This is a genomic window from Pedobacter sp. 22226, from assembly GCF_052045455.1.
In the GTDB taxonomy this organism is placed as follows: Bacteria; Bacteroidota; Bacteroidia; order Sphingobacteriales; family Sphingobacteriaceae; genus Pedobacter; species Pedobacter jeongneungensis.
The window spans coordinates 48,926-68,721 of record NZ_JBQEPB010000015.1 but is presented as its reverse complement, the minus strand read 5'-3'; the positions used below and the strand labels follow the sequence as shown (position 1 = coordinate 68,721).

Annotated in this window: 1 protein-coding gene; it reads right to left on the bottom strand. The window is 43.1% G+C overall.

Features of this window, described 5'->3' with window-relative positions:
• Nucleotides 1-19,481, bottom strand: a 19,481-nt coding sequence (locus ACTJKC_RS25185; RefSeq protein WP_440796405.1) for a beta strand repeat-containing protein, incomplete at its 3' end; no start/stop codon positions are given.
• Nucleotides 19,482-19,796 lie beyond the last annotated feature (315 nt).

Below are 19,796 nucleotides of genomic sequence, written 5' to 3'. Positions count from 1 at the left end.
GCTGAAGCCTGGTTGGTAAACGAACCTGCATTCACCTCGGTTAAAGTAACGGTGTGTTTAGCGGTTACGGTTACACTTGCACCTGGTAATAAGCTGACAATGCCTGCAGGAGTGATTGACCCTGCATCTGCCCCTGCATCGGTTACCGCAACATTTGTTAAGGTTACATTACCCGTATTGGTTACCACGATGCTGTAATTGATCACATCGCCAACTTTGCTTACGCTGTTGGTGGCTACTTTGGTCAGGCTCATTGATGCATTTGCAGTGATTGATGTAACCGTAGCATCATTTGGCGCAGTGGTATTCGGATCGTCAGATACTTTGGTCACGTTGTTTCCTTGCGGATCTTTCGCCGTTGCACTGGCCTGGTTGGTTACACTACCTGCATTAATATCGGCCTGAGTTAATACATGCGTTGCCGTTAAAGTTACCGTTGCACCCGGAGCAAGTGTTGCAACCGGCGATCCGCTTACGGTTGCATTGGCATCGGTTACCAAAATATTTGTTAAGGTAACATTACCGGTATTGGTTACAGTTAAGTTGTAATTCAACGTACCACCTACGACTGTCGGAACCGTGCCAGAAGCCACTTTGGTAAAGGTAAAGGCCGGCGATGGCGTTAACGACGTAACAGTTGCATCATTTGGCGCAGTGGTATTCGGATCGTCAGATACTTTGGTCACGTTGTTACCATTTGGATCTTTCGCCGTTGCACTGGCCTGGTTGGTTACACTACCTGCATTAACATCTGCCTGAGTTAATACATGGGTCGCCGTTAAAGTTACCGTTGCACCCGGAGCAAGTGTTGCAACCGGCGATCCGTTTACAGTTGCATTGGCATCAGTTACCAAAATATTGCTTAGGGTTACATTACCAGTATTGGTTACCACCAGGTTGTACGTTAATGTAGCTCCTGCACTTGTTGGCACCGTACCTGAAACTACCTTGGTAAAGGTAAATGATGGTGATGGAGCCAGTGGCGTTATCGTTGCATCATTTGGTGTGGTGGTATTCGGATCGTCAGATACCTTGGTCACGTTGTTGCCATTTGGATCTTTCGCCGTTGCACTGGCCTGGTTGGTTATACTACCTGCATTAACATCGGCCTGAGTTAATACATGCGTTGCTGTTAAAGTTACTGTTGCACCCGAAGCAAGTGTTGCAACCGGCGAACCGCTAACAGTTGCATTGGCATCAGTTACCACAATATTGCTTAGGGTTACATTACCAGTATTGGTTACCACCAGGTTATAGGTTAATGTACCTCCTGCATTTGTTGGCACCGTACCTGCAACTACCTTGGTAAAGGTAAATGCCGGCAATGGCGTTAACGAAGTAACCGTTGGGGTATCATTGGTTTTATCAGTACCCGAAACATCGTTTATTGTATTTCCTGATGGGGTTTTAGCGCTTAATGAAGCAGAGTTGGTTACCGAACCGGCATCTTTATCTGCCTGGGTTAAGGTATATACTTCTGTATCGGTTAAACTCTGACCAGCTGCCAATGGTCCGGCTATTGTTTTATTTAAGCCTAGCTTAGCATCGGTTAATACAATGGTATTTAAATCAGTAGTACCGGTATTGAATACGGTAAACGTATAGGTAATACTGTTTCCGTCAGCAGAAATCGCCCCTGTTTTCACTAAAGCTATTCCGCCTTTTAACACTGGTGTACTCACGGTTGCCGAATTGTTTGCCTGATCAGGATCATTGGTGCCTGTTGCCGCAGCTACAGTTACCTGATTGGTTAACGTTCCGGTAAAGGTTGCATTTACACTTCCATTTACCACGAGCGTTACCGATTGACCTGCAGTTAAATCTGCAGCTAAAGTAAATGTGCCTGCGGTTGCACTATATGTACCGCCAGTTGCTGTATAAGTTACATTTTCCAATCCTGCCGGAAGACTCTCTGTTATACCGATCGCTTTTCCAGCCAGAACCGTTGCTGGTCCGTTGTTGGTGATGGTAATGGTATAGCTGATTGTTCCATTGTTTTCTACCGAAGTTTTATTGGCCACTTTACTTACCGAGAGATCAGTAATCCAGTTCGGAATAACTACTGTTACGATAGCCGTTGATGATTGTGCCGGATCCAACTTATCAGTTATTTTATACTGTAAAGTATAGGTTCCAGGCAATGTACCCGCAGCTACATTAACACTTCCATCTGCCGGATTAATATTAATGTTTGCATTGCTGGTTGATAACTGCGTAATGGTTACACCTGCAAGGGTTGCAGCAGTACCATTATTGTAGGTATCGTTGCTTAAGATATTAGCCACTGCTACCCCACCTGTAAATCCGTTTGCCGTTCCGCTGTCATCATTGGCCAAAATAATACCAGAAGTTACCGTAATGGTTACGCTGGTGGTTTTGGTTTGACCAGGGTTCAGCCTATCTTCAATCTGATAAGTAACGGTATAGGTTCCTACCGGGGTATTTGGCGTTACGATCACTTTTCCTGTGGTTACATCAAGGGTAACATTCGGGTTAGAGGTAGCTACCTGTGTTAAATTAACGTTAGCTAATGTAGCCGGGTTACCATTATAGGTATCATTTGCCAGTACGTTTGCTACAGCTGTACCACCTGTAACTGCATTTGCGGTGCCAGAATCGCTGGTTGCAATCAGTTCAGGACCTGTTACAATAATGGTTACGGTTGCATCTGCAAACTCACCAGGGTTTAATTTATCTTCAATTCTATAAACCAGGGTGTAAGTACCAGCAGGCGTATTTGGCGCAACATTAACCGATCCTGTAGTAACATTTAAGGTTACATTAGCATTCGAAGTTGATACCTGTGTTAAGGTTACCTGAGCAAGAGTTGCCGGTGCACCATTGTAAGTATCGTTAGCCAATACATTACTCAATGCGGTACCACCTGTTAAACCGTTAACTGTACCTGTGTTTGCATTTGCAACAATTGCCGGTGCAGTTACCTCAATGGTTACTGTTGCCTGTTTAGTTTGACCAGGATTTAATTTATCCTCAATCTGATAAACCACAGTATAGGTTCCGGCAGGAGTATTTGGTGCAACATTAACCTGTCCGGTTGCCGGATCCAAGCTCACGCTGGCATTTGAAGTTGATAATTGTGTTAAAGTAACATTTGCCAAAGTCGCCGGACCACCGTTGTAAGTATCGTTGGCCAGTACATTGCTTACTGCTGTACCACCACTGTAACCATTTGCCGTTCCTGAATCAGCATTTGCAGCCAATGCCGGTGCAGCAACCGTTACGGTTATACTTGCAGTTACGGTTTTACCAGGGTTTAATTTATCCTCGATCTGGTAAACCACAGTGTAGGTTCCGGCTGGTGTATTTGGAAGTACATTTACCGATCCGGTTGCCGGATCTAAGGTAACGTTTCCGTTTGTAGTTGATACCTGTGTTAAGGTAACATCTGCTAAAGTAGCAGGATTACCATTATAGGTATCGTTAGCGAGTACGTTTGTAACCACTACTCCACCGGTTACTCCATTTATGGTACCGTTATCTGCATTTGCAACCATTACCGGAGCCGTTACAATTATCACCGCATTTGCAGTTTTGGTTAAGCCAGGGTTCAGGATATCCTCAATCTGGTAAACCACTGTATAAGTTCCGGCTGGTGTGTTTGGTGCTACGTTTACAGCACCCGTTGCCGGATCTAGTGTTACATTGACATTATCTGTTGAAACCTGCGTTAATTTAACATTCGCAGCAGTTGCAGCAATACCATTATAGGTATCGTTTGCCAGTACATTTGATATGGCCGTGCCACCTGTTAAACCATTTGCCGATCCATTGTCGCCATTTGCAACCATTGCAGGTGCAGTTACGGTAACTGTAGCCACTGCAGTTTTGGTCGATCCCGGATTTAAAAGATCTTCGATAGTATAGGTTACCGTGTAGTTACCAGCCTGGGTGCCCGGAGCTACATTTACAGTACCTGTTGTGATATCTAAAGTAACATTAGGATTATCAGTTGATGCCTGCGCCAGTTTAATATTTGTTAAAGTTGCAGCAGCACCATTGTAAGTATCGTTTGCCAATACGTTAGCGATGGCTGCTCCTCCTGTAAAACCATTTGCTGAACCTATATCGTTATTGGCCACCATTGCAGGGGCACTAACCGTAATGGTTACTGTTCCCGTTTGGAACGAACCAGGGTTTAGCTTATCCTCAATTCTGTACTCAACAGTGTAAGTACCAGCCTTTGTATCCGGAGCTACATTTATTGCCCCGGTTGTTGGATCTAAGGTAACATTCGGATCAGTAGTTGATAACTGACTCAGGTTTACATTAGCTAAAGTTGCCGGAGAACCATTGTAGGAATCGTTTGCCAGTACATCTGGAACCGCTACACCTCCGGTAAATCCGTTCGCCGAACCTGCATCAGTGTTGGCTACCATTACAGGAGCATCTACCACAACGGTAGCAGTAGCCTGTTTGGTTAAACCTGGGTTAAGCTTATCTTCAATCTCATAAACCACATGGTAAGTTCCTGCTTTGGCACCTGCCGAAACATTAACCTGACCAGTAGCCGGATCTAAGTTTACATTGGCCGCGTAATCAGATGAAATCTGTTTCAGGTTAACCGTAGTTAAAGTTGCTGCTGCGCCGTTGTAACTATCGTTAGCCAGCACGTTTGCAATGGCATTGCCACCTGTTACGCCGTTTACCTGCCCGTTGTCATCATTAGCAATTAATGCCGGTGCAGTTACGGTAACTGTAGCTACTGCAGTTTTGATTGATCCAGGGTTTAATAAATCTTCGATGCTATAAGTTACCGTGTAGGTTCCGGCTTTAGTGCCTGGAGCTACATTTACAGTACCCGTAGCAATATTTAAAGTAACATTCGGATTATCGGTTGCTGATTGTGCCAGTTTAACATTGGCCAAAGTTGCAGCAGTACCATTATAAGTATCGTTCGCCAATACGTTAGCAATGGCTGCTCCACCTGTAAAACCATTTGCTGAGCCGCTATCATTATTCGCAACCAGTACAGGCGCACTAACCGTTATGGTTACTGTTCCGGTTTGGAATGAACCCGGATTTAATTTATCCTCGATTCTGTACTCAATAGTATAAGTACCTGCTTTGGTATTCGGAGCTATATTTATTGCCCCGGTTGCTGGATCTAAAGTAACATTCGGATCAGTAGTTGATAACTGACTCAGGTTTACATTAGCTAAGCTTGCCGGAGAACCATTGTACGAATCATTCGCCAGTACATCTGGAACCGCTACGCCTCCGGTAAATCCGTTTGCCGAACCGGCATCAGTGTTGGCTACCATCACAGGGGCATCTACCACAACAGTAGCAGTTGCCTGTGTAGTTAAGCCCGGGTTTAACTTGTCTTCAATCTCGTAAACCACGTGGTAAGTCCCAGCTTTGGCACCTGCCGAAACATTTACCTGACCAGTAGCCGGATCTAAATTTACATTAGCAGCATAATCTGATGAAATCTGTTTCAGGTTAACCGTAGTTAAAGTAGCTGCTGCGCCATTATAGCTATCGTTAGCCAGCACGTTTGCAATGGCATTACCACCAGTTACACCATTTACCTGCCCGTTATCTGTATTGGCAACTATTGCTGGTGCAGTAACAGTAACGGTAACTGTTGCCTGTTTTACTTCTGTGGTGTTAATACGATCGGTAATGATATAAACCACTTTGTAAACGCCTGCCGTAGTACCTGGCTGAACGTAAACCTCGCCATTACCTACATTTAATTTCACTTTTGGATTATCTGTAGATATTTCAGTTAAATATACTCCAGCCAATGTAGCAGGGGCGTTATTGAATAAATCGTTGGTTAATACATTTGACACGGCTACCCCACCTTCGAAACCATTTTCGGTACCGTTATCATCAACCGCCAGCATTGGTGCAGCAGTTACCGTGATGGTTACAGTTGCCTGAGCGGTTTTGCCTGGATTTAACTTGTCTTCGATCTGATAAACCAGCGTATAAGCAGCTTCCGGTGTGCCAGCGGCTACATTTACTTTTCCGGTAGCAACATCTAAAGTTACACCCGGATTTGAAGTAGAAATCTGACTTAAAGTAACATTCGCCAGTGTTGCGGTATTGCCATCGTAGTTATCGTTTGCCAGTACATCTGCTATTGCTGTTCCGCCTGATATTCCATTAATTGCGCCTGCATCATTCACGGCAACAATTGCAGGTGCAGCAACCGTAATGGTTACCGAAGCCTGTTTGGTTAAACCAGGATTTAATTTATCCTCGATCTGGTAAACTAAAGTATAAATTCCTGCCGGAGTATTTGGCGCAACGTTAACTGCACCAGTGGTTATATCTAATGATAAACCTGGATTAGTAACCGAAACCTGGGTTAAGGTAACATTGGTTAAAGTTGCAGGACTCACGCCATTATAGGTATCGTTCGCCAGTACATTTGGTACCGCAACTCCACCGGTAAAGCCATTGGCTGTTCCGGTATCACCATTAGCATTCATTACAGGGGCGTTAACCGTAACGGTAACACTTGCCTGTTTGGTCTGACCGGGATTTAATTTATCCTCGATCTGGTAAACCACTGTATAAGTTCCGGCAGTTGTATTAGTAGCCACATTTACTGAACCTGTAGCCGGATCTAAAGTTACATTTGCATTTGTTGTTGATACCTGCGTTAAGGTAACATTGGTTAAAGTTGCCTGACCGCCATTGTACATATCGTTTGCCAAAACGTTATTTACGGCTGTTCCGCCTGTGAAACCGTTTGCTGTACCGGCATCAGCATTTGCAACCAATACAATCGGATCAACAGTTACAGTAACATTAGCCGTAGTTTTTAAACCAGGGTTTAATTTATCCTCGATCTGGTAAACCACCGTATAAGTTCCGGCAGTTGTATTAGGAGCCACATTAACTGCACCTGTAGCCGGATCTAAAGTTACATTCGCGTTTGTGGTAGAAACCTGTGTTAAGGCAACATTAGTTAAAGTTGCCGGAGCCCCATTGTAGGTATCATTCCATACTACATTCGATACGGCTACTCCACCGGTATAACCATTGGCCGAACCAGTATCATTTGCCGCAACAATTGCCGGTGCAGCAACCGTAACGGTTACCGAGGCCTGTTTAATTTGACCCGGATTTAATTTATCCTCAATCTGGTAAACTAAAGTATAAATTCCTGCCGGAGTATTTGGCGCAACATTAACCGCACCTGTTATCACATCAAGCGATAAACCTGGATTAGTTGTCGACACCTGGGTTAAGGTTACATTATTTAAAGTTGCAGGACTCACGCCATTATAGGTATCGTTTGCAAGTACATTTGGTACCGCAACTCCACCGGTGAAGCCATTAGCCGTTCCGGTATCACCATTTGCGTTCATTATAGGGGCATTAACTGTAACGGTAACACTTGCCTGTTTGGTTTGACCAGGATTTAATTTATCCTCGATCTGGTAAACCAATGTGTAAGTTCCGGCCGTTGTATTCGGTGCGACGTTAACTTTTCCTGTAGCCGGATCTAAAGTTACATTTGCATTTGTTGTTGATACCTGCGTTAAGGTAACATTGGTTAAAGTTGCCTGACCGCCATTGTACATATCGTTAGCCAATACGTTGTTTACGGCTGTTCCACCTGTGAAACCGTTGGCCGTTCCGGCATCAGCATTTGCAACCAATGCAATCGGATCAACAGTTACAGTAACGTTAGCTGTAGTTTTAAAGCCCGGATTTAATTTATCCTCGATCTGGTAAACCACCGTATAAGTTCCGGCAGTTGTATTAGGAGACACATTAACCACACCTGTAGCCGAATCTAACGTTACATTCGCATTTGTGGTAGAAACCTGTGTTAAGGCAACATTGGTTAAAGTTGCAGCGGCACCGTTATAAGTATCATTCCATAGTACATTCGATACAGCTACCCCACCGGTATAGCCATTGGCTGAACCGGCATCATTGGTGGCAACAATTGCAGGGGCAGCAACGGTAACAGTTACCGAAGCCTGTTTAGTTTGCCCAGGATTTAACTTATCCTCGATCTGGTAAACTACAGTATAAGTACCTGCGGTTGTATTTGGTGCAACGTTAATTGCACCGGTAGTTACATCCAGGCTAACATTAGCATTTGTAGTAGAAACCTGGGTTAAAGTAATATTGGTCAGGGTAGCCGGATCGCCGTTGTAACTATCATTCGATAGTACATTCGGTACTGCTACCCCGCCTGTAAATCCGTTAGCCGAACCTGTATCGTTATTTGCAGTTAATACAGGAGCATTAACTGTAACAACTACATTGGCAGTTGTTTTTTGTCCAGGGTTTAATTTATCTTCAATCTGATAAACCAGTGTATAAGTATCTGCAGGAGTATTCGGTGCTACGTTAACTTTTCCGGTTGCCGGATCTAAGGTAACGTTGGCATTTGTGGTTGATACCTGCGTTAAAATAACATTGGTTAAGGTAGCCGGAGCACCGTTGTAGGTATCATTCACCAATACATTTGGCACCGCTACACCACCAACATAACCATTTACCGAGCCGTTATCTGCATTGGCAACAATTGCCGGAGCAGTAACGGTAACCGATACCGTGGCATCTGAAGTTAAGGTTGGATTTACCTTATCTGCAATGCGATACACCAAATTATAGGTTCCTGCCGGTGTATTTGCCGCAACGTTAACTGCTCCAGTAGCCGTATTTAAGGTTACTTTAGCATCTGAAGTAGATACAAGTGAAAGAATAACCTCATTAAGTGTTGGAGTTGTTCCATTGTAGGTATCGTTAACCAGCACATTGTTAACAGCTGTTCCGCCTGCGAAACCATTAATAGAGCCCGAATCGTTTACCGCCAGAATACCAGGTGCATTTACGGTAACTGTTACGTTAGCCGTTTTGGTTTGACCAGGATTTAATTTATCCTCAATCTGGTAAACCAAGGTATAAGTTCCTGCGGCTGTATTTGGTGCTACATTAACCTCACCGGTTGTTACATTTAAGGTAACTTTTGGATCGGTAGTAGAAACCTGCGTTAAATTAATATTTGTTAAAGTTGCCGGATTACCATTGTAAGTATCGTTCGCTAAAACATTAGGAACGGCTACCCCACCTGTAAAACCGTTGACCGAGCCATTATCTGCTGTAGCCACAAGTGCAGGTGCAGTAACAGTAATGATTACTGTTGCCGTTGTTTTTTGACCGGGATTTAATTTATCCTCAATCTGATATACTAAGGTATAAGTACCCGCCTGGGTGTTGGCTGCTACATTTACCTGTCCGGTAGCCGGATTTAAGGTTACATTTGCGTTTGAGGTAGAAACCTGTGTTAAGGTTACATTGGTTAAAGTTACCGGAGTTCCGTTATAAGTATCATTCGCTAAAACGTTAGGAACCGCTACCCCACCTGTAAAACCATTCGCCGTGCCAGGATCAGCATTTGCAATCATTTGTGGCGCGGTAACCGTAACCACCGCATTGGCGGTTTTAACCTGAGCCGGATTTACTTTATCCAAAATCTGGTAAACCACGGTATAAGTACCTGCCGCTGTGTTTGCTGTAACATTTACTTTTCCTGTAGCAGGATCTAAAGTTACATTGGCATTTGTGGTCGAAACCTGCGATAGGGTAACCTGGGCCAAAGTAGCCGGATTACCATTATAAGTATCGTTGGCCAATACATCTGCAATGGCCAGGCCACCTGTAAAACCATTGGCAGTACCTGCATCATCATTGGCTACAAGCGCCGGTGCATCTACCGTAATGGTGACTGTTGCCGTTTTGGTAGAACCCGGGTTCAGTTTATCAGCAATCTGATAAGTTAAGGTATAAGTACCGCCCGGTGTATTCGGATCAACATTTACTTTTCCTGTGGTTACATCTAAAGTAACTTTCGGATTTGAAGTAGAAACCTGCGATAAGGTTACTTCATTTAAGGTAGCTACATTGCCGTTATAGGTATCGTTTAATAAAACATTGGCTAAAGCAGTACCACCTGTGGCACCATTTATAGTTCCGGCATCGTTGCTTGCCGTCATATCCGGTGCAGTAACCGTAACTACAGCGTTAGCGGTTTTGGTTTGACCAGGGTTTAATTTATCTTCAATTTGGTAAACCACAGTGTAAGTTCCGGCCTGAGTGCCCGCAACAACGTTTACTTTTCCGGTCGCCGGATCGAGGGTAACTTTAGTATTTATAGTAGATAACTGGGTTAAGGTAACATTGGTTAAGGTTGCCTGTCCGCCGTTATAATTATCGTTTGCCAACACATTATTAATGGCAGTGCCACCTGTAAAACCGTTAGTGGTTCCTGCATCGGCATTCGCCGCTAAAGCAGGACTGGTTACAATAACATCAACTGTAGCTGTTTTGGTTTGTGACGGAACCGGATTCACCTTATCCTGAATCTGGTAAACCAGGGTATAGTTCCCTGCAGCAGTACCGGCTGCTACATTTACCTTGCCTGTTGCAGCATCTAATGTAACATTTGGATTTGAAGTAGAAATCTGCAACAGGTTAACATTGCTTAATAAAGCAGTGCTGCCATCATATGAGTCGTTAGCCAACACATTGTTTACTGCAGTACCACCTGTAAATCCATTTGCTGTACCATTATCATTGTTGGCAATAATAGCCGGAGCCGTTACGGTTACGGTTACACTAGCCTGTTTAGTTTGACCAGGGTTTAATTTATCTTCAATCTGATAAACTACAGTATAAGTTCCGGCAGGTGTACCGGCAGTTACATTAATTGCTCCGGTAGCAGGATCTAAGGTAACGTTAGTGTTAGTAGTAGAAATTTGGGTAAGGTTAACATTCGATACCGTTGCAGTAGCACCATTGTAAGTATCGTTTGCCAGTACATTTGAAACAGCAACACCGCCAGTATATCCGTTTGCCGTCCCATTATCAGGATTTGCAACCATTACAGGTGCATTTACGGTAACGGTAACAGTTGCATTTTTAAACAAACCCAGATTTGCCTTATCCTCAATACGATATACCAGGGTATAAGTTCCGGCTTTAGTATTTGCAGCAACAAGCACTTCACCTGTCGATGTATTTAAGGTAACTTTTGGATCAGAAGTTGAAACCTGGGTTAAATTAACTTCGCTCAGATTTGCAGTGCTTCCGTTATAAGTATCGTTTGCTAAAACATTGGCCACTGCTACCCCACCAGTTAAACCGTTAGCCGATCCGTTATCATCATTGGCAATCATCGGTGCAGGCTCAACAGTTACGGTTACAGTTGCCTGTTTGGTTAATGCTGGATTTAATTTATCAGTAATCTGATATACCACCGTATAAGTTCCGGCAAGTGTATTAGGTGCTACATTTACTTTTCCGGTAGTTATATCTAAAGTAACATTTGGATTTGAGGTCGAAATCTGCGCTAAGGTAACATCTGTTAAAGTAGCTGTATTTCCGTTGTATTTATCGTTTGCTAAAACATTGTTTACAGCGGCACCTCCGGTATAACTGTTTACAGTACCATTATCGGCATTGGCAATCATTTCCGGTGCTTCAACCGTTATCACCGCATTTGCTCTTTTCTTCTGCGCAGGATTTAAAAGATCTGTGATTTCATAAACTACAGTATAAGTTCCCGCAGGTGTTTTGGCATCTACAATTACTTTTCCGGTTGCAGGATCTAAATGAACATTTGCATTCGATGTTGAAATCTGTGCTAACGAAACCTCGTTCAGCGTAGCAGTATTTCCATTGTAGGTATCGTTCAATAATACGTTCGCAATGCCTGTTCCGCCGGTTAAACCGTTTATTGTACCTGAATCATCAACTGCAACCAGGGCTGGCAAACCAATAATAATGGTTACCACAGTCGTTTTACTTAAAGCCGGGTTAAGTTTATCGGTAATCTTATAAGTTAAGGTATAGGTTCCTGCCGGGGTATTTGGATCAACAGTTACATTACCATTGGTGGTATTTAATTTAATTTTCGGATCTGATGAAGAAACAAAATCTAAAGTAACGTCGTTTAAAGTGGCCGGATTACCATCGTAGGTATCATTTGCCAGCACATTTGTTAATGCAACACCACCTGTAAATCCGTTAACGCTGCCATTATCTGCATTTGCAACCATAACAGGTGCATTTACCAGCACGGTAGCTACCGCTTGCGATACTTTAGAAGCATCGAGCAAATCGGTAATTTTATAATTAATGGTATAGGTACCGGCAGGGGTTTTCGGATCTACATTTATTTTACCTGTGGTTACATCGAGGTTAACCTTAATGTTATCTGTTGATACCTGCTCTAGTTTTACGTTGCTTAAGGTAGCCTGCTGACCTCCGTTTACTTCATCATTAACCAATACATTATTGATTGCCGCACCACCTAATAAACCACCAATGCTTCCACTGTCGTTTTTAGCCAGGATATTCGCCGAGCTTATCGTAACGGTAATTTTAGCATTTGAAGTTTTGGTGATATCTAATTTATCAATAATCTGATATTCAATCACATAAACGCCGGCTGGTGTATTTGCCGCCACATCAACCGAACCGGAGGCTAAATTAAGGGTAACTTTTCCTGAGCTGTTATTGGTGATTTCCTTAATGGTAACAGAAGAAGTGGTTGCGGCATTATCTACGCCATTATAAGTATCGTTGATTAAGATATTGGCAACTGCATTTCCACCAGAAGTTCCGGAAGTACCTGTATCATCTTTAGCCAGCAAAGTTCCGTTGGTAACAGTTACTACTGCATTGGCAGATGATGACTTTGTTCCGTCAAGTTTATCGGTAATGGTATAGTTTATAGTATAAGTACCAACCGGGGTTCCGGCAGCAACACTTACGATTCCTGTTGAGGGATCTAAGGTTACCTTACCATTGCTGTTATTAGTATTTTCTGTAATGGTAACATTTGAAGTAGTAGCAGCATTTGCAACACCATTATAGGTATCATTTGCTAAAATATTGGCAATTGCTGTTCCGCCTGTGGTTGCATTTTGAGTGCCAGAATCGTTTTGCGCCAGTATTGTACCATTGGTTACCGCTACCACGGAATTGGCAGATGATGATTTTGTGCCATCAAGCTTATCGGTAATGGTGTAATTGATCGTATAAGTGCCAACAGGGGTTCCGGCAGCAACACTCACTACTCCGGTAGCAATATTTAAGGTTACTTTACCATTGCTGTTATTGGTGTTTTCTGTAATGGTAACATTTGAAGTTGTAGCAACATTTGCAACACCATTATAGGTATCATTTGCTAAAATATTGGCAATTGCTGTTCCGCCTGTGGTTGCATTTTGAGTGCCAGAATCGTTTTGCGCTAATATTGTACCATTGGTTACCGTTACCACGGCATTGGCAGATGATGATTTCGTGCCATCAAGCTTATCGGTAATGGTGTAGTTTATAGTATAAGTACCAACCGGGGTATTTGGAGCTACGGTTACCTCGCCAGTTGTTGTATTTAGGCTTACTTTACCGTTGCTGTTATTGGTATTTTGGGTAATGGTAATATTTGCGGCAGAGGCTACACCTGAGTTTGGCGTACCATTGTAGGTATCGTTACTTAAAACAGAAGCAATTGCTGTTCCACCTGTTGTTCCATTTTGTGTACCAGAATCGTTTTGCGCCAAGATTGTACCATTGGTTACCGTTACCACGGCATTGGCGGACGATGATTTTGTGCCATCAAGCTTATCGGTAATGGTGTAATTGATGGTATAAGTACCAACAGGGGTTCCGGCAGCAACACTCACTACTCCTGTAGCAACATTTAAGGTTACTTTACCATTGCTGTTATTAGTGTTTTCTGTAATGGCAACGTTTGAAGTAGTAGCAGCATTTGCAACACCATTATAGGTATCATTTGCTAAAATATTGGCAATTGCTGTTCCGCCTATGGTTGCATTTTGAGTGCCAGAGTCGTTTTGCGCTAAGATTGTACCATTGGTTACCGTTACCACGGCATTGGCAGATGATGATTTCGTGCCGTCAAGCTTATCGGTAATGGTGTAATTAATGGTATAAGTACCAACAGGGGTGTTTGGAGCTACGGTTACCTCGCCAGTTGTTGTATTTAGGCTTACTTTACCGTTGCTGTTATTGGTATTTTGGGTAATGGTAATATTTGCGGCAGAGGCTACACCTGAGTTTGGCGTACCATTGTAGGTATCGTTACTTAAAACAGAAGCAATTGCTGTTCCACCTGTTGTTCCATTTTGTGTACCAGCATCATCGAAAGCGGCGATGGTTCCATTGGTTACCGTTACCACTGCATTTGCAGATGATGTTAGTGTAGCATCGAGTTTATCGGTAATGGTGTAATTGATGGTATAAGTACCAACCGGTGTACCAGCAGCTACCGTTACCTCACCAGTAGTTGTGTTAAGTGTAACCTTGCCCGCACTGTTATTTGTATTTTGGGTAATGGTTACATTGGCTGCAGTTGCTGAATTTGCGATACCATTATAGGTATCGTTGGTTAATACAGAAGTAATTGCCGTTCCACCTGCGGTTCCGTTTTGGTTGCCCGTATCATTTTGAGCCAAAATAGCACCATTTGCAACAGTGATAGTTACCGTAACCGGATCAGAAGTTACTCCATTTATAGTTAACGTGTAAGTAAAGGTATTGGTTCCTTTAAATCCATTTGCAGGCGTGTAATTTACCGTTCCGTTTGCCTGAACAACAGCCGTACCGTTAGCCGGTGCAGTTACTATATTTACAGTTGCACCTGATACCGCTGCACCATCATTGGCTTTTACGTCCAGATTTTTTAAAGTGTTAATAGATGTACTGAAATTATCATTTACACCTGTAGGTTTCACCGTAATGGTTGCACTCTGGCCAATTGCTCTTGAACAGCCATTTGCATCAGAAACACTTACTAAGTTATAAGTAAAGATGCCCGGGGCGGCAGTCGATTGCGCTACCGTTGCAGTTGCTGTTGCACTATTTAAGGTAGCATTTGTACCGCCATTGATATTATAAGTAAATACGAATGGAGCCGTTCCTGCAGTAGCTGTAAAAGTTATATTCGGATTGGTAGCACCAATATTTACAGTAGTAGTTCCGGCAATTGTGGCGTTTGGTAATGGGTTAACTGTTACGGTTGTACCTGCTGAAGCAGCACTGGTACAACTGCCATTATTTGTGGTTACAGTATAAATACCAGCAGCATTGGCCGTATATGTTTTGTTGGTAGCACCATTTATTGCTATGCCTCCTAAATACCATTGGTTCCCACTTGCTGCGGATGAGGTTAATACTACGCTTCCACCGCTACATATAGCAGTTGAAGGCCCGGGGGTAATTACAGGCGCCGCTGGTGTTACAGGCTGTGCATTTACAACAACACTCGTTGCCGCTGAAGTACAGCTTCCGTTACTTGTGGTAACATTATGCGTACCCGGAGCAACACCGGTAAAAGTTGAAGAAGACTGGAAAGCCCCGCCATCCAATGAATAAGTGATACCAGCACCTTGTGCAGGGCTGCTCACTACAATAGTTCCCGTTGCTACTGAACAGGTTGGCTGTACAGTTGTACTCGCTGTCGGAGCCGCTGGTGTTACAGGCTGTGCATTTACTACAACACTTGTTGCCGCTGAAGTACAGCTTCCGTTACTGGTAGTAATATTATGCGTACCAGGAGCAACACCGGTAAAAGTTGAAGAAGACTGAAAAGCCCCGCCATCTAATGAATAAGTAATACCAGCACCTTGTGCAGGACTGCTCACCACAATGGTTCCCGTTGCTACTGAACAAGTTGGCTGTACAGTTGTACTCGCTGTCGGAGCCGCTGGTGTTACAGGCTGTGCATTTACTACAACACTTGTTGCCGCTGAAGTACAGCTTCCGTTACTGGTAGTAATATTATGCGTACCAGGAGCAACACCGGTAAAAGTTGAAGAAGACTGGAAAGCCCCGCCATCCAGTGAATAAGTGATACCAGCACCTTGTGCAGGGCTGCTCACTACAATAGTTCCCGTTGCTACTGAACAGGTTGGCTGTACAGTTGTACTCGCTGTCGGAGCCGCTGGTGTTACAGGCTGTGCATTTACTACAACACTTGTTGCTGCTGAAGTACAGCTTCCGTTACTGGTAGTAATATTATGCGTACCAGGAGCAACACCGGTAAAAGTTGAAGAAGACTGAAAAGCCCCGCCATCTAATGAATAAGTGATACCAGCACCTTGCGCAGGGCTGCTTACCACAATGGTTCCGGTCGCTACAGAACAGGTTGGCTGTACAGTTGTACTCGCTGTAGGAGCGGCTGGTGTTACCGGCTGTGCATTTACAACCACACTCGTTGCCGCTGAAGTACAGCTTCCATTACTGGTGGTAACATTGTGTGTACCCGGAGCAACACCGGTAAACGTTGAAGAAGACTGGAAAGCACCGCCATCTAATGAATAAGTGATACCAGCACCTTGTGCAGGACTGCTCACTACAATGGTTCCGGTCGCTACTGAACAGGTTGGCTGTACAGTTGTACTCGCTGTAGGAGCCGCTGGTGTTACAGGCTGTGCATTTACAACCACACTCGTTGCCGCTGAAGTACAGCTTCCATTACTGGTGGTAACATTGTGTGTACCCGGAGCAACACCGGTAAACGTTGAAGAAGACTGGAAAGCCCCGCCATCTAATGAATATGTGATACCAGCACCTTGTGCAGGGCTACTCACTACAATGGTTCCCGTTGCTACTGAACAGGTTGGCTGTACAGTTGTACTCGCTGTCGGAGCCGTTGGTGTTACCGGCTGTGCATTTACAACCGCATTGTTAGATGCAACAGAGGTACAGCCATTTGAATTAGTTACTGTAAAAGTATATGTCGCACCAGCTGGGATGCCGCTTATCGTTGTTGTAGTCGTATTACCCGTTGTGGTTATATTGCCTGGTGATCTGGTAACCGTCCAGTTACCCGAAGGAAGGCCACTAAGTGCAACACTTGCCGTTGCAGTGGCACAGGTGGGTTGAGTAATTGTTCCAACAACTGGTGCTGTTGGCAAAGCATTTACGGTAATTATAACAACATTACTCGTATTCGATCCTGCTACAGATGCTGTTACCACTCTTCTGTATTGAGTAGTTTGCGTTAAGGCAGGAGGTACATAACCCGGAGTATTATTTGTCCCAACTGCAGAAACCCAGGTTGTTCCACCATTAATACTTTGTTGCCATAAATAACTATATGTACCACTGCCACCAGTTGGTGTTGTAGCAGTTAATGCTGCCGGTGTGGAACCAGAACAGATAGTTTGATCAGCAGCAATGGTATTATTGCTTACCTGAGCAACTACTGCAATAGTATTATTTGTTAAAATATTATTACAAGTCCCACCTTTTCCATTGTTTGCACATTCGGTATTGGGATTACTTGGCGTTGTGGTTGTTGCCGGGTCGGTTGCATCAGGGTCAGTTGTATCAGCCGGACGTAACATACTCGCTTCAACATTGATGGTATTTCCAGCTAGAGCTGAACCCACTGTACCTACAATAGTATAAGTAGCCGTAGAACCACTTACCATATTCAGTTTAGAATTGAATACAGTACCACTATTGGTAGAGCTGGTTTCTGTAACCACTCCACCAGATGTAGCGGTTAAAGTTGCACTGTTGATGGTAAATCCGACAGGAGGAAGAAATCTGAAGCCTGCTCCGGTTACATTACTTACACTACCAGTACCGGCATCATTTAAATTTTCTACAACAACAGTATAGGTTACTGTACTTCCTACTAAAACCGGACTTGGAGACGAAGTGGTCACACTGGTGGTTTTTAGATCTGCTACGGTAACATTGATATTAACTGATTTGGTAACCTCCGCACCAGAAATATAGGTATATGTATCCATTGATCTCTCGTTACCGAAATCATATAATGCATTACCACTGTTAGACGGTGTAACGTTAGTACCTGAACCATTGAAATATGATCCCCATTTATGTCCTCCATTATTAGTTGTAGAGGATGAACCCGCGGTTTGAACCGATGGTGACGAACTCCTTGGATAAGTACCCGCGCCATTGACATCAGAATCATTCCAGTAAACTTTATCATTATAAACAACAGGATCTGTGCTTGTTGTCTGTATATTATAATTGGTTGTATTATCCGCTAACTCGACGATCATCCCATTAGGATTAATTTCCATATCGATGTAAGGGAAGTGCACTTCGGCAGTTAACAGTTTAACAGTAATGCTACTGATTGCTGTTCCGGCAGGCATTATGGCCCCGTCCCCTCCTTTACCATCCCAAAATACACTATTTGATCCAGCATTGGCGTCACCTCTTAATATCCTGGGCACAGCTGTAGGAATCGTGATCTGATAAGTTCCATTTTCTGATGCTGTAAAAGTAATATAACCACCTTTTTGTCCAGCTTGTCCTACTGTTCCTTCTGTTCCCGTTAAATTTACACTTGAAATAGTTGGAACAGTGGCTGTTTTCTTTAACCATGTTGTTGTAGCACTCGTTCCCGAAATTGTAACAGGCTGATCAGAAGTAGGTAAATCAGGCGCTGGTTTGGCATAAAAAATCTTATGGGTAATTAATACACTTGGACTACTAACATCTTGGGCTGTAGGATCATTTACAACAGATAAAATATTTGCGCGATCTGAAAAATCTAAACTTTTGAATGTTGCATTCTTATTAGCATCCAGAAAGCCTTTATTATTAGCGAAAAAAGCAAAACCAGCACCATGATTTCCATTAGTCTGTACCCGATAAGCCCTACCGTTTTTAGTTAAAACATAATTTGTTCCGTAATAACCCGTAGAAAAATTTGAATTGTAAACGAATAAATTCAAAACGTTTACATAAACCCTTCCTGGTAAAGTCAACGTTCCGGCCGCATTAATAACAGAAACATCCCAGGCTGCAATTAAACTTACACTATTAGCAGTGGTAGGTGCAGTCCAATCTACATTCGATAACCTGTCCGTAGTACCAAATTCTGTACTACTTGTGGTTGTTGTATTTTCTGCGCCAACAGGCAGAAACTCTACTTTATAAATACCTGAAGCTGTTACTGGATAATATGCCGGTAAATATCTATTTGGTGTTCCATCAGATGCTGTCAACTTAGGACCAGCAACTTCATTTACCCTAGCTGTAATTTTTCCAACTGTACTAGAAGTTGCTACAGTTACTGGAACTCCTCCCGATGGAGAAGTTATTCTTATACTTGCAGCCCCTACTCCCGCAGAGCTAAATGCTAAAGCCAAGGTTTCGCCCGCATTAGCATATACATAATGTGCACCTAGCGTTTTAAATGGCCAAGAATTTAACGTCAAATTTGGATCCGTTGCACTATTAGTGTTACTATTACTATACAAATATGCCCTTCTACCTACTGTAGTGCCTTGATACAAATCCTTACTTCCATCTGCAAAAGCTGAATTTACATTGGTAAAAAAAAGTATAACGGCTAAAAACAGTGTGAACGAAAAATATTTACCGAAACCATTCGTTAAATAATTGTCAGTCCTCGAAAAATTTCGCGCAGGGATACACGAAGAGAGTAAAATTTTATTCATACACGGGATGATAGAGCGGCTACCTCATTGGGGATAATGTAACCATTATAAGCTATTTGTCGGTTTTAGAACCACTTACGTAATTTCAAAACCTATGGTTTTAAAAAAAATGAACGTAACTTAATATTTATCGCTAAATGTTCATTCTGTTCATTTCTGGTCACAAAGATATATTATTCAGTATGTTTCTTTTTACTTAAGTGGTAATATACGTAGTATAAAAACTACAAAAAATACAAAATTTGATATTTGTCATAAAAAATATGGTCATAGGCTAAATATGGCCGCTTTTTTAAAAGCCTGGAATCCAAGCGC